Source organism: Allobosea sp. FG18 (assembly GCF_057809495.1).
On the sequence record NZ_JBMDKB010000006.1, the window covers coordinates 1 to 11,771 of the forward strand.

12 protein-coding genes, 1 tRNA gene and 2 pseudogenes are annotated in these 11,771 nt (G+C 63.9%); 5 read left to right on the forward strand and 10 right to left on the reverse strand.

The window, feature by feature from the left end; translation table 11 throughout:
* Positions 1-106 precede the first annotated feature (106 nt).
* Positions 107-835: a LysR substrate-binding domain-containing protein gene (locus ACODTJ_RS08365; RefSeq protein WP_488848159.1), complete on the reverse strand. Its 729-nt coding sequence runs from the start codon at positions 833-835 to the stop codon at positions 107-109.
* A gap of 306 nt (positions 836-1,141) precedes the next feature.
* Between ACODTJ_RS08365 and ACODTJ_RS08370 the strand changes: the two are divergent.
* A pseudogene (locus ACODTJ_RS08370) lies at positions 1,142-1,488 on the forward strand (transposase); the annotation flags it as partial.
* Positions 1,489-1,621: 133 nt separating this feature from the next.
* Here ACODTJ_RS08370 and ACODTJ_RS08375 read toward each other — a convergent pair.
* The gene (locus ACODTJ_RS08375) at positions 1,622-2,548 is read right to left on the reverse strand and encodes a hypothetical protein (RefSeq protein ID WP_454655592.1); all 927 of its coding nucleotides are present in this window, start codon (positions 2,546-2,548) and stop codon (positions 1,622-1,624) included.
* Positions 2,549-2,664: 116 nt separating this feature from the next.
* Here ACODTJ_RS08375 and ACODTJ_RS08380 point away from each other — a divergent pair, with 116 nt between their 5' ends.
* Positions 2,665-2,877, forward strand: coding sequence for a helix-turn-helix domain-containing protein (locus ACODTJ_RS08380; RefSeq protein ID WP_454655591.1), 213 nt, complete (start codon positions 2,665-2,667; stop codon positions 2,875-2,877).
* 201 nt (positions 2,878-3,078) lie between these two features.
* Here ACODTJ_RS08380 and ACODTJ_RS08385 read toward each other — a convergent pair whose 3' ends face one another.
* Both ACODTJ_RS08385 and ACODTJ_RS08390 read right to left on the reverse strand, forming a co-directional pair.
* Complete coding sequence (locus ACODTJ_RS08385) at positions 3,079-3,750, reverse strand: hypothetical protein (protein ID WP_488848161.1); 672 nt, start codon at positions 3,748-3,750, stop codon at positions 3,079-3,081.
* A 518-nt stretch (positions 3,751-4,268) separates the two neighbouring features.
* A tRNA-Ser gene (locus tag ACODTJ_RS08390) sits at positions 4,269-4,358 on the reverse strand.
* Positions 4,359-4,650: 292 nt separating this feature from the next.
* On the opposite strand from ACODTJ_RS08390, the gene rplU reads away from it, so the two are divergent.
* The 3 genes from rplU (at position 4,651) to ACODTJ_RS08405 (ending at position 6,422) form a co-directional block, all read left to right on the forward strand.
* Positions 4,651-5,136, forward strand: coding sequence for a 50S ribosomal protein L21 (rplU, locus tag ACODTJ_RS08395; protein WP_454655589.1), 486 nt, complete (start codon positions 4,651-4,653; stop codon positions 5,134-5,136).
* Positions 5,137-5,304: 168 nt separating this feature from the next.
* Positions 5,305-5,571 (forward strand): 50S ribosomal protein L27, encoded by a 267-nt coding sequence (rpmA, locus tag ACODTJ_RS08400; RefSeq protein ID WP_061970119.1) that lies wholly within the window; start codon positions 5,305-5,307, stop codon positions 5,569-5,571.
* A 155-nt stretch (positions 5,572-5,726) separates the two neighbouring features.
* Positions 5,727-6,422, forward strand: coding sequence for a GNAT family N-acetyltransferase (locus tag ACODTJ_RS08405; protein WP_488848163.1), 696 nt, complete (start codon positions 5,727-5,729; stop codon positions 6,420-6,422).
* A gap of 120 nt (positions 6,423-6,542) precedes the next feature.
* Here the strand turns inward: ACODTJ_RS08405 and denD (ACODTJ_RS08410) are convergent, their stop codons facing one another.
* The 6 genes and pseudogenes from denD (ACODTJ_RS08410) to ACODTJ_RS08435 form a co-directional block, all read right to left on the reverse strand.
* Positions 6,543-7,523: a D-erythronate dehydrogenase gene (denD, locus tag ACODTJ_RS08410; protein WP_454655587.1), complete on the reverse strand. Its 981-nt coding sequence runs from the start codon at positions 7,521-7,523 to the stop codon at positions 6,543-6,545.
* A 33-nt stretch (positions 7,524-7,556) separates the two neighbouring features.
* Positions 7,557-8,542, reverse strand: a pseudogene (denD, locus tag ACODTJ_RS08415) (D-erythronate dehydrogenase).
* A 97-nt stretch (positions 8,543-8,639) separates the two neighbouring features.
* Entirely contained in the window at positions 8,640-9,386 is a 747-nt protein-coding gene (locus tag ACODTJ_RS08420) for an SDR family oxidoreductase (protein ID WP_061970123.1), read from the reverse strand.
* Positions 9,387-9,398: 12 nt separating this feature from the next.
* Positions 9,399-10,571 carry a GNAT family N-acetyltransferase gene (locus ACODTJ_RS08425; RefSeq protein ID WP_454655585.1) on the reverse strand — a complete coding sequence of 391 codons (1,173 nt, stop codon included), beginning with the start codon at positions 10,569-10,571 and terminating at the stop codon, positions 9,399-9,401.
* Complete coding sequence (locus tag ACODTJ_RS08430; protein WP_454655584.1) at positions 10,568-10,894, reverse strand: hypothetical protein; 327 nt, start codon at positions 10,892-10,894, stop codon at positions 10,568-10,570. Before ACODTJ_RS08430 ends, ACODTJ_RS08425 begins: the two co-directional genes overlap by 4 nt.
* A complete protein-coding gene (locus ACODTJ_RS08435; protein WP_454655583.1) occupies positions 10,891-11,730 on the reverse strand; it encodes an isocitrate lyase/PEP mutase family protein in 840 nt (279 codons plus the stop codon). The genes ACODTJ_RS08430 and ACODTJ_RS08435 overlap by 4 nt, the downstream gene beginning before the upstream one ends.
* Positions 11,731-11,771 lie beyond the last annotated feature (41 nt).

An 11,771-nucleotide genomic window follows, 5' to 3' on the forward strand; every position in this document is an offset into this window, starting at 1 on the left:
CAAAATCTCAGCAATTACCGAGCCGCAGCGCACTGCCGCGAGAGCGGCTTAGTCCTCTGGCGCGTCACGGCCGCTAGGTACGCCAAGCCAGAAGAGCATCACATTTTCAGCCCGGCAGGGCCGCGACCAGCTCCTCGATCTGCCTTGCCACATGCTGCACCGCCGGGTCCCCGGCGCGGCGCTTGTGCCAGGCACTGTGCAGCGGAAAGCCCTCGACGGCGACCGGCGGCTCATAGGTCACGATCTCGCCTCGCACCCGCTCCGGCAGGCAGCGACTCGGTAGCAGCCCGATCATGTCGGATTCGGCCAGCAATGGCGGCACCATGATGAAGCTTGGCACGACCATGCCCACCTGGCGCGTGCGGCCGATCCGCGCCAGCGCCTCATCGAGCGGGCCGCGGGTATCGCCGCGCCCTGAGACCAGAACGTGCGGATAGGCGAGCCAGCGGTCAAGATCGAAGGTGCCGGCAGCCGGATGGTTCCGCCGCATCGCGACGCAATAGCGCTCTTGCAGCAGCTCGCGGCGGGTGAAATCGGCATCGACCTTCGGGAAGACCGAGATGGCAAGGTCGATGCCACCGCGACCCAGCTCGTCCAGCGCCGCTGCTGCGCCATGCCAAGGCATGACCGCGACTGTGATGCCGGGCGCCGTCTGCGCCAGCCGGCGGTGCAACGCCGGGTCAATCGCGACGGCCGGGAGATCGGCCATGACGACGCGCACCGTCTGGCGGACGGTGGCCAGCTCCGGCTCGCTCCTGTCAAGCAGCGCCGCCATGCCGGCAAGGATTTCCTTGACCGGGTCAGCGAGCCCCTGAGCCTTAGGGGTCAGCACCATCCCGCCCGCTCCGCGCTCCAGCAGCCGGTCCGCAAAGAGATGGCCAAGAATCTGGAGCACAGTTTCCTGCGCGCCGTCACGGTCTCGCCCGAAGCGCGGGCAGAAGCTGCTTATCTCTACGCCGCAATCAAGCAAGGCCTGAGGATCGGCTAAGCAGTTGGGGCAGGCGATCGTATCGACGCCGCCTGCCTCGATTGCCAAGAGCGAAGTGTTGGCCTGCTGCCGGTTTCGTGGACACCGAGATTGGGTGTTTCATGGAGCCGGAGGTGGCGTATGAGACGAAGACAGTTTGGGCGTTAGTTCAAGATCGAGGCGGTCCGCCTGATTAAGGATCGCGGAGTGAGCGTAGCGCAGGCGTCTCGGGATTTAGATGTCCACGAGAACCAACTGCGCAAATGGGTGAAGCTCTTCTCGGCGGATCCTGCGCAGGCCTTTCCCGGCCACGGTCAGATGAAGCCGGAGCAGCTTGAGATCGAGAAACTGCGGCGAGAGGTGGCCAAGCTCAAGGCGGAGCGCGACATCCTAAAAATAGCCGCAGCCTACGTCGCGAAGGACGTGACATGAGGTTCACGTTCATTGCGAAGCACCGGGGGATCTGGCCGGTGGCATGGCTTTGCGAAGCGCTGGATGTGTCGCGCTCGGACTACCCCGCACGCAATGCGCGCTGAAGCGCAGGGACCGAGCCAAGCTCCAAGAGACCATCTCGAAAGTCCCCATGATTTGCCCGCAAGCGAAAAGCGGGGCACCTTTCGGAGCTCCGCTGCTTCGATATTGAAGTGATGAATTTCAGCCGCCGCTTTCGACCAGAGCGTTGCGGAACGAATCCAGATCCTCTTGGCTACCGATGTGGCTGAGAATCTCGATAAATTCGACAAAAGCCTGGGCCGTGACCTGCGTCATGCACTTTGCTGGGTTTGCATCTCGCGAGCAGCGTTTCTCTTCTTCGAACGGAGATGGCAATTTTATTGGAGCGCCCTTTTCAACTCCCCAAGCGTGCGCAGTGCGGTAAACTAGAAATCCCAGACGAAAAGTCATTTGCGCGTTGAGCGGCTCAACCTCCTGCGCTGTTTGTTTCAAGCACGCAGGATATAGAGTGGTGCTATCCTTGTTCGCAGTGATACCCAACCGTAGGCAAGCGAAAGCCGTTTCGACAACGTACTTCGACAGTCGAGTATTTTCATTTTGGGATGCTGGCGGCTTCACGGGCGCAGCATTTGGCCGTGCATTGATCGTGCTGTCAGTGGGAGTTCCTGACGCATACAGGTCCATCGCCTTTGCCATCTGACCGGGCAGATTCTGAAGTTCCTCATTAGATTTTGCTGCAAATTGGCCCATAGGGCCGGCTTTGTTTGCGATGCGTTGAAACGCTTGTTGGAACTCTGCATCGCCGGACAATCGCATGCTGAGCGGCAACATTCCCACGGCTGCTAGACTGCAATTGCCTTTCAACAAGAGCTGTAACGGTCCGCGTTGTTCGAATTTCGCGCGCAACCAATGCTGTCCGTACAAAGTCGACAACTCGGAATCGAATTGCGATACCCTGTCTTTGATGACAGTGGAATTCATTCCAGCGCATGTATCTTTGGTGATCTCGTAAGCGAGAACCACGCCAGCATACTCTTCGAGTTGCCTGTAGGTTGTCTGCGCCTTTGCACTGTGCGCGCACGTCAAGACTAGTGTGGCGCCGATCGTTATCGCGGTTCGCATTTTCATAATCAGCCTCGCGCTTGTCTCCGTGCATGCTCCGCCCTCTGCAAAGGCCGTCACCGCGGTCTCTGTAGAGAATACTCCGTGGCAAAATACTCCACAAGGCATCGACCATCCTGCGAATGGAAATTCGCGAGGTCCTTGCGTTGAATCTTCGGCAGCTGCGGCGAGCACGCGGCCTGTCGCAGGAGGAACTTGCTCACAGGGCCAACATCGATCGGACCTACATCAGCTCGCTAGAGCGGAGTGTCTATGCCGCGAGCATCGATGTCCTTGACCGCATTGCACACGTCCTCGACGTCGAGGCGGCCGAATTATTGAAGCGGCCAGAATAGGGGCGTTACCCTAGCGCCAATGCGCATAGCCGTGACCAGGAAAAGCTGGACACTTTTTGTCTCGGAGGGCGAACTGATGCCCGCAGAGGAAAATCTCACAGTATTCGGCCCATAAAGCGGAACCGAAATCTCGTAGCCAATATTCGAACGCTAGAGCCTCAACGCGGATTTAACCAGATCGCAGAGCCGAGCAGCAATCGGTTATCGAGCGAAATCATAAATGTGATCGCTCTGCGGATTGAAATACCGTGAGTTCAGATCGAATGCAGCCGCCGAGCGGCGGTTCTCAGTGCAATAGCGGTCGCCATTCTCGCTGACGAACCCGACCGTCGCGTTCAGCCAGAATCGGAACTCTCCCACTGAGAAGCTGAACACATTGCCTCGCGGCTGCGAGCACCACGAAGCCCGCACGTGGGCGAGGCGACACACCGTGACGACGAGCATCAGTGGATTGTTGTCGCTGCGCGCCCAAAGCGGGCAATCCCCGACGAATGAATCGATATCCTGCTCCGAAGATTCGAAACCACGCGCCAGCCTGACAGCGGCGACATCGTCAAACGGGTGCGAGTGAAACTCCCCCAGGAATGCAAATTGAGGCGACCACCGCGCGACGAAGTTGTCCTTCAGCAGCAAGGCCCGCGGATGCGGAACGACATAGCTGTCACCTCGGCGTGCCGAGATGCTGACCGAGGCTTTCGCAACGAAGATCGTCGTGAGATCGGGACAGAGTTTCCGGTGACCCCACAGATAGCCAAACGTCTCGACCGGTTCGAAATCCGAGCCTTGCCCGTCTCCGAGGCAATACGCCTCAATCGCCGCCAGAGCCAGCGATTCAAGGGCATCGTCGGCTATCCGTATCAGATATCGCATCACGGCAGGATGAAGGCGTTCTCAGCAGGGTCGAGCAGGCGCGCGCCGACGATAGCGCCGCGTCGAGGACCGTTCCCGCTCAACCGACTGCAACGCATCTGAATGCCTCCCGCGCCCGCCCGCCCGAGCATCGCGTCGATTCGGAAATCCGCAGCCGCAATGCTCGTTTCGAGTGCGTCCGCTCAGATTCTAGCGTTCTCGACGGGGGCCCACAATGGACTTGGCCTTGAATAGACCCGGCAACACATTGAAATGACCACGCTTTCGGGGGATCGCGTACGGGACGTCAGCTTTTCGAGGCTACCCGTCCCCGCGCGAGCGGCACGCCTCTATCCCTCTCCCTCCCCGGCTGATTGCCGCTCGCGCAAATCGCGCCTGAACGGGCAAAATCGACAGAAAGAGCGCAGCTCGGCGCTCAAACGGGCGATTTTTCAGCGCTTTGGCTTTTGTAGGCGATTTTGTGAGTCAACAACAAGGCGCAATAAAATAATCGCGCAACTCCAACGCCTTAGCTAGAATGATGGCGGACAGGGAGGGATTTGAACCCCCGATACCCTTGCAGGTATGCCGCATTTCGAGTGCGGTGCATTCAACCACTCTGCCACCTGTCCGCGGTCGCCTTCGGTCGAAGCGAGGCGGTTACTACACAAGCAGCGCCCGGGGGGCAAGCCTCTCCGATATGAGAAATCCACTCTTCACAGCCGCTTTCGCTTGACCTCATCCGGCCGTGCGACTATCGAGCACCGTCCGGCGTGGGGAAACCCGCGCCCGATCTCTTTTGGCATGTGCGCTGCGTCGCATGCCAGATGAGCAAGCCAGACCACGCAATCGACTGCCAAAAAGCCGTCCCACGGGCCTCCATCCGGAAGCCGCGACAGGACGGGGCCGAACATGGAGGACAAAATGTTCGCAGTCATCAAGACCGGCGGGAAGCAGTTCCGCGTCGCCGCCAACGACAAGATCACCGCTGCCAAGATCGAGGGCAACGCCGGCGACACCGTCGCTTTCGACTCGGTGCTGATGCTCACCGAAGGCGAGAAGACCACGCTCGATGCCAAGGCCCTTTCCGAGATCACCGTCGTCGGTGAGATCGTCGAGCAGGCCCGTGGCGAGAAGGTCATCGCCTTCAAGAAGCGCCGCCGCCAGAACTCCAAGCGCAAGCGCGGCTTCCGCGCCGAGCTGACCGTCATCCGCATCACCGACATCCTCACCGGCGGCAAGAAGCCGGAGATGAAGAAGGCAGATGCCGCCGCTGCTCCGGTCGCCGCCAAGGCGAAGGCTGCGCCGAAGGCCGCCAAGGCCGAGGCTGGCGAGGCCGAGGCACCGAAGAAGGCCGCGGCCAAGAAGGCCCCTGCCAAGAAGGCCAAGGACGAGGCGTCCGAGGCCTGAGACCGGGTTTCCCGGCGTCGATATCCACGCCGGATCACCATTGCCGAGGCTCACGTCCCGGTCTGTCACTCCTGACAGAATGGTGTTCCGGCATTTCGTATCCGATGCGGGTGGCTTTCGCCGCCGATTCGGGTTAGAGAGACACGACAAGTTTTGAGGTAGGGCGTTATGGCTCACAAAAAGGCAGGCGGTTCATCCCGCAACGGTCGCGATTCCGAAGGCCGGCGCCTCGGCGTCAAGAAGTTCGGCGATCAGGCCGTCATTCCCGGCAACATCATTATCCGTCAGCGCGGCACCAAGTGGCATGCCGGCGCCAATGTCGGCATGGGCAAAGACCATACCCTCTTTGCGACGGCAAATGGCCGAGTCCGATTCACGACGAAACTCGGCCGAGCTTTCGTGAACGTAGTCCCGGCCCAAGAGGCCGCAGAGTAATAGGCGGATAGGGAAATCTCTCGATCCGCCGGTTCCATCGAACCGAACGGATCAAGGGTTAAAAGGCCCGAATAGGGTCTCCCGAAGGTCAGCGAAGGGGAGATGGGACCAAAGTCCCAGCTCCCTTTTTTCGTTTGCGCCGACGGAGAGACGATATGTTCCCCGAACTGACCCGCGACGATGTCTTCCGGCTCGAGACCCGGCGTCTCTGGCTGCGTTGGCCCCGCATGGCCGATGCCAATGCGATCCTGCGCCTTGCCGGCGAAAAGGCGGTGGCGGAGATGACGGCATCGATTCCCCATCCCTACCCGTCCCAGGCGGTCGAGCCCTTCATCTTCGGGGCCCGCAAGGGCAATGCGCTGGGTGAGCACCTCATGCTGGCGATCACGCCGCGTTCGAAGCCGAACGAGCTGATCGGCATGATCGGCGCGCACAAGCAGGCTTCGGGCGTGCCCTTCATCGGCTACTGGCTCGGCACTCCGCACTGGGGCAAGGGCTACGCGACCGAGGCGGTGCAGGGCCTGATCGACAGCCTGTTCTCGCTGATCGACCTGCCCGCGATCGAGGCGGATACCCGCGTCATCAACCCGGCTTCGCGGCGGGTGCTGGAGAAGTCCGGTTTCCGGGCCGAAGGCTCCTTCCTCAAGTCGCTGCCGGCGCGCGGCGGGCTGTTCCCCTGCGAGCAGTTCCGGCTCGACCGCTCGACCTGGGCGGCGCTCAAGAGCTGGAGCGCCAGCGGCTGGGCCCATGCGCCCGAGCTGGAGCAGGAGGAGCAGCCCGTGCGCGGCCAGCCGGCGCTGGGCATGCCATCGCGCCGCCAGCAGGAGCAGGCCGAGCCCTGCCCGGCGTAAGAGCCTGCAGCCGTCATGCTCGCCCTTGTGGCGAGCATCCACGTCTTGAACACGGACTATGACCGACGAAGGCGTGGATGGTCGGGACAAGCCCGACCATGACGGAACCGCAGTTTCGTCTTACTTCACGAACGTCCCGTGCAATTCGTCCTCGATATGCACGCGGATAATCTCCTCGAAATTCGCCTCCGCCTTGAAGCCGAGCGCCAGCGCCCGCTGCGGATCGAAGTTGCGCGGCCAGCCGGCGACGATCCCGTCGATCACCGGATCGGTCTCGCGACGGATGCGCTTCACCACGTTCTCGCCGGCGACCTTGCGCAAGGTCTCGATCTGCTCGGCGACGGTGCAGGAATAGCCCGGCATGGTCAGCGCCCGGCGCGGGCCGATCGCGGCGGTGTCCATCGTCGCGGCATGGACGAGGAAGCCCACCGCCGAGCGCGGCGAGGCATGCCAGTGGCGGACCTGGTCGGACACCGGCAGCACCGCCTCCTCGCCGTTCAGCGGCTCGCGGATGATGTTGGAGAAGAAGCCGGAGGCCGCCTTGTTCGGCTTGCCCGGCCGCACGCAGATCGTCGGCAGGCGGATGCCGACGCCATTGAAGAAGCCGCGCCGCGAATAGTCGCAGAGCAGGAGCTCGCCGATCGCCTTCTGCGTGCCGTAGCTGGTTAGCGGCGTGGTGAAGAACTCGTCCTCGATCTTGTCGTGGAAGGGCGCGCCGAACACCGCGACCGAAGAGGTGAAGACCACGCGCGGCGTGTAGCCCTCGGCATGGCGGATCGCCTCGAAGAGATAGCGCGTGCCGTCGAGATTGATCCGGTAGCCCTTGTCGAAATCAGCTTCGGCCTCGCCCGAGACCACCGCCGCAAGATGGATGATCACTTCCGGCCGCGTCGCGATCAGCTTCTCGGATTCGCCGTGGATCGAGAGATCGGAGACCACCGCCTCGAAATCGAAGGGCGCGGCCGGCGGCGGCGAAGCCACGACAACGTCCTGCGCCGTCACGCGCGTCACTGGCTTCCCGCCGAGCTGGCCGTCGCGCGCCAGCCGCTCGATGAACTTGCGGCCGACCATGCCGGCGCCGCCGAGAACGAGAATATGCATCGGTTCTGTCCTGAAGGTTTGCTTTGAGTTTCATCAGTTCGGGAAATGGCCGCCGAGGTCGTCTGCGATATGGACGCGGATGATCTCGTCGAAATCGCGTTCGGCCGTGAAGCCCAGCGCCAGCGCACGTTTGGCATCGAAGCGCGTCGGCCAGCCCGCGACGATCGCAGCGGAGGCCGGATCGGGCGCACGCCGGATCAGCTTCACCGCCCTGTCGCCGGCAATGCGCCGAAGCGCTTCGATCTGCTCGCTGACGGTGACGCAGACGCCGGGCATGGTCAGGTTGACGCGCGGGCCGAGCTGCTGGCGCGAGAGCCCGGCGGCATGGATCAGGAAGCCAACGGCCGAGCGCGGGCTCGCATGAGTGAAGATCACCTCGTCGCCGACCGGCAAGAGCGCCTCCACGCCCTGCAGCGGCTCGCGGATGATGCCGGAGAAGAAGCCGCCGGCCGAGGCATTGGGCTTGCCTGGCCTGACCACGATCGAAGGAAAGCGGATGCCGACGCCATCGACGAAGCCGCGCCGGGAATAATCGGCCAGCAGCAATTCGCCGATCGCCTCTGCGTGCCGTAGCTCGTCAGCGGCGTGACGTGGAATTCATCGGAGATCGACGGCGGGAACGGCGCGCCGAAGATGCCGCTCGAACTGGTGAAGACGAGCTTCGGAACATAGGCAGCACCGCCCTCGTGCCGGACCGCCTCCAGAAGGTTCAGCATGCCGTCCAGATTGACGCGGTAGCCCTTGTCGAAATCGCGCTCGGCCTCGCCGGAGATGATCGCGGCGAGATGGAAGATCAGGTCCGGCCGCAGCGCAGCGAGCTGCTTCGCGACCGCCGCGTCGCCGGCATCCTCGACGCGGATCGTCGCCCGGTCGGCAAGTTCCGCCGGCAGCGAAGCGGGCACGACATCGGTCAGCGTCAGCCTGTCGACCGCCTGGCCGGCGCATTGGCCTTCGCGGGCCAGACGCTCCGCCAGCCTGCGGCCGACCATGCCGGCCGCACCCGTGATCAGGACATGCATGACCTCTCCCTGTCAGGTTCGCGTCTCGGGTCGCTCTTGCCGGCAACCGCATGGGAGAATGGAGGGCGATGGGCGCCCTCCACCCCGAAGTCAGGCTTCAGAGGGCGAAGCCGCCATCCGCCAGATGGATCTGGCCGGTGGTGTAGCTCGACTCGTCCGCCGCGAGGTAGACGGCGAGCGCGGCGATCTCCTCGGCCGTGCCGAGCCGGCCCATCGGCTGCCGATCGATGAAGGCCTGCCTTGCGGCGGCCTCGGTCGTCTTCGTCGCCTGGGCGAGGTCCTTGATACGCTGGTCGAGCGAGGGCGACTGGATCGTGCCGGGGCAGATCGCGTTCGCGCGCACGCCCTTCTTGATGTAGTCGGCCGCAACCGCCTTGGTCAGGCCGATCACCGCCGCCTTGGTCGCGCCATAGGCGTAGCGGTTCGGGATGCCGCGCACAGAGCCGGCGCCCGAGGCGATGTTCACGATCGAGCCCGAGCCCTTGGCCAGCATGCCCGGCAGGAAGGCCTGGATCGTGCGGTGCATCGACTTGACGTTGAGGTCGAAGGAGAAGTCCCAGGCCTTGTCGTCGGTGTCGAGCACGGTGCCATGATGGACGAAGCCGGCGGCGTTGACGAGGATGTCGACGGGCCCGACCTTCTCGGCGAAGGCATTGACCGCCTTGCTGGAGAGCACGTCGAGCTTGCGCTTCTTCGCCTTCGGAATGCCCTCCAGCAGGGCGACGTCCTTGTCGGTCGCCCAGACGGTGGCGCCCTCGGCGACGAAAGCCTCGGCGATGGCCCGGCCGATCCCCTGCCCCGCGGCGGTGACGACCGCGACCTTGCCCTTCAAACGTCCTGCCATGCTCGTTTCCTTTTATTGCCCGGCTTTTGCTAGGGTTTTGCGCATATGGGTCAGCCGCCGGTCGGCCATGTCCTCATGATGCGTGATGGCGAAGCCCAGCCGCTCGTACCAGCCGATGCGCTGGGTCAGCTTGGCGTGGGTGTAGAGATGGACCGAAGCATAGCCGAGCGCCTGCGCCCGTTCGTCGGCGAAACCCATCAGCGCGGCCCCGAGCTTGCGTCCGCCGGCCTCGGGCGCGACAGCGACGCTCCAGACGGTGAAATCCTCCGGCTCGATATCGAGCACCAGCGCGGCTTCCAGTTCACCGCCCTCGCCTTCCGCGAGCCAGACCTCATGCTCGGCGACGACCTGCGCGTAATCGGCGATGCGGGGCAGCGAGGGCACGCCGATGATGCTTTCGTTCGGCGTATAGGCGGCGTTCTTGAGCGCGAGGATCGCCGGGATATCGGCAAGCCCGGCCCGGCGCAGCGCGACCGCGCCGACATGGCCGCCGGTCTGGTTGAAGGCGCCGAGCGAGAGCTTCTGCTGGCCTTGAGCATCGAAATTGGACGGCGCCAGCCAGCGCCGGAAAGCCTGCGCCCGCACCGGCCATTCGCCATCGAGGATCGAGAACCAGGCGGTGTCGCGATTGGCGCCCTTCACCACCATGTGCTGGCGGAACAGGCCCTCGTACAGGAAGCCGAAGCGCAGGGCGGCGCGCTTGGAAGGCTCGTTCCGGTTGTTGCACTTCCACTCGTAGCGGCGATAGCCGAGCGAGAAGCCGTAATCGCCGACGAGATAGATCGCCTCGGTCGCCGCGCGTGTCCGCTGCAGGGCCGGCGAATAGGTGATCCAGCCGACCTCGAACACGCCGTGCTCGGGCCGGATCTCCATGATCCAGAGATGACCCTTGGCCTTGCCGTCGGCCTTGTCGATCACGGCGAGCGGCACGATCCCGGCCTTGGCCACCATCGAATCGAGCAGGGCGCGGTATTCGTCCTTGCTTTTCGGCGGCGCAGCCGGGAGCCAGGCCCAGACATCGTCGCGCGCGACATCGCAGGCCCAGATGTCGTCGATATGCTTGGCGACATCGAGCGGCTCCAGCCGGCAATACTGGCCTTCCAGAACCTTGGCCGGCGGGAACGGCGGCGCCTTCCAGCCTGCCGGTACCGTGGACTGAGCGGGCGGTGCGATCATCGGCATCATGGCTTCGTCATCTCCTGCCAGCCAGTGAGATCAGCAGTAACCGTCCAGCTGGCGCCCAATTCTTCGCGGATCGCCTCGACGATGGCCGCACCCTCCGCTTCCCAGGCCAATTGCTCGACGGCGTCGGGAAAGCGCGAGCGCGCCTCGTCATCCTCTTCATAGATCGCGTCGAACGCATCCATCCAGGCTTCCAGCCGGTCCGCGAGATCGTCGGACAAGCCCGCATCATCGGCATCGATGGCCTTGCGCCGGCCCTTTGCGTCGATCGTCCAAAGGCCGCTATGCCCAAGCCAGGCCGGGGCGATGAGCAGGGTCTGGCTCACGAGCGCGCCTTCAGGTCCGCGGTGAAGAACGGGTTCAGCGGCGCCGAGGGGCCGTTGCCGGCAAAGCCCTTGAAGCTGCCCTCCTCCGCGATCAGGCGCGTCGCCTCGATGAAGGCGGCCCAGGCCGCCCGCGCCAGCGCGCCGCCGATCGAGATGCGCCGTGTGCCGGTCGCCGCGATATCCGCAACCGACAGTCCGAAATCGCCGTAGATCAGCGTGTTGACCGGCTTGCCGCCGGCCGCGGCGACGATCGCCGCGATATCGGCCGGGGTCTTCGGGCCGGGGGCATAGAGCACGTCGGCACCGGCCGCCGCATAGGCCTCGATCCGCCGGACCGATTCCTTCAGCGGCTCGGCATGACCGGTCAGGAAGCACTCGGCCCGCGCCGTCAGCACCACGCCGGAGCCGGTCTCGTCGATCGCCTTGCGCGCCGCCTTGATGCGCTCGACCGCGAGCTCGAACGGATAGAGCGGCTCGTCCTGGCGCCCGGTCGCATCCTCGATCGAGAGGCCGGCGACGCCGGTCGCGACGCAGAGCTTGACGTTGGCGGCGACGCCGTCAGGCGTATCGGCATAGCCGTTCTCGAAATCGGCATTGACCGGCAGGTCCGGCACCGCCTTCACGATCTCTGCGAGGTGGCTCAGCATCATGTCGCGCGGCACGTCCTGGTCGGCGCGCCCTTGCGTGAAGGCATAGCCCGCGCTCGTTGTCGCCAGCGCCTTGAAGCCCTGCCCGCGCAGCCAGCGGGCCGAGCCAAAATCCCAGGGATTGGGCATCACGAAGCAGCCGGCCTCGTGGAGCTTGCGGAAGGCTTCGACCTGGGGGCTCTGTGCCATGGTTTAAATCGTTTCAAATGGAGGCGGAACGAACGACTGCC

Coding starts and splice junctions, on each gene's coding strand:
- ACODTJ_RS08365 (WP_488848159.1), bottom strand. CDS start 835: ATGGTGCTGACCCCTAAGGCTCAGGGGCTCGCTGACCCGGTCAAGGAA.
- ACODTJ_RS08375 (WP_454655592.1), bottom strand. CDS start 2,548: ATGAAAATGCGAACCGCGATAACGATCGGCGCCACACTAGTCTTGACG.
- ACODTJ_RS08380 (WP_454655591.1), top strand. CDS start 2,665: ATGGAAATTCGCGAGGTCCTTGCGTTGAATCTTCGGCAGCTGCGGCGA.
- rplU (WP_454655589.1), top strand. CDS start 4,651: ATGTTCGCAGTCATCAAGACCGGCGGGAAGCAGTTCCGCGTCGCCGCC.
- rpmA (WP_061970119.1), top strand. CDS start 5,305: ATGGCTCACAAAAAGGCAGGCGGTTCATCCCGCAACGGTCGCGATTCC.
- ACODTJ_RS08405 (WP_488848163.1), top strand. CDS start 5,727: ATGTTCCCCGAACTGACCCGCGACGATGTCTTCCGGCTCGAGACCCGG.
- denD (WP_454655587.1), bottom strand. CDS start 7,523: ATGCATATTCTCGTTCTCGGCGGCGCCGGCATGGTCGGCCGCAAGTTC.
- ACODTJ_RS08420 (WP_061970123.1), bottom strand. CDS start 9,386: ATGGCAGGACGTTTGAAGGGCAAGGTCGCGGTCGTCACCGCCGCGGGG.
- ACODTJ_RS08425 (WP_454655585.1), bottom strand. CDS start 10,571: ATGATGCCGATGATCGCACCGCCCGCTCAGTCCACGGTACCGGCAGGC.
- ACODTJ_RS08435 (WP_454655583.1), bottom strand. CDS start 11,730: ATGGCACAGAGCCCCCAGGTCGAAGCCTTCCGCAAGCTCCACGAGGCC.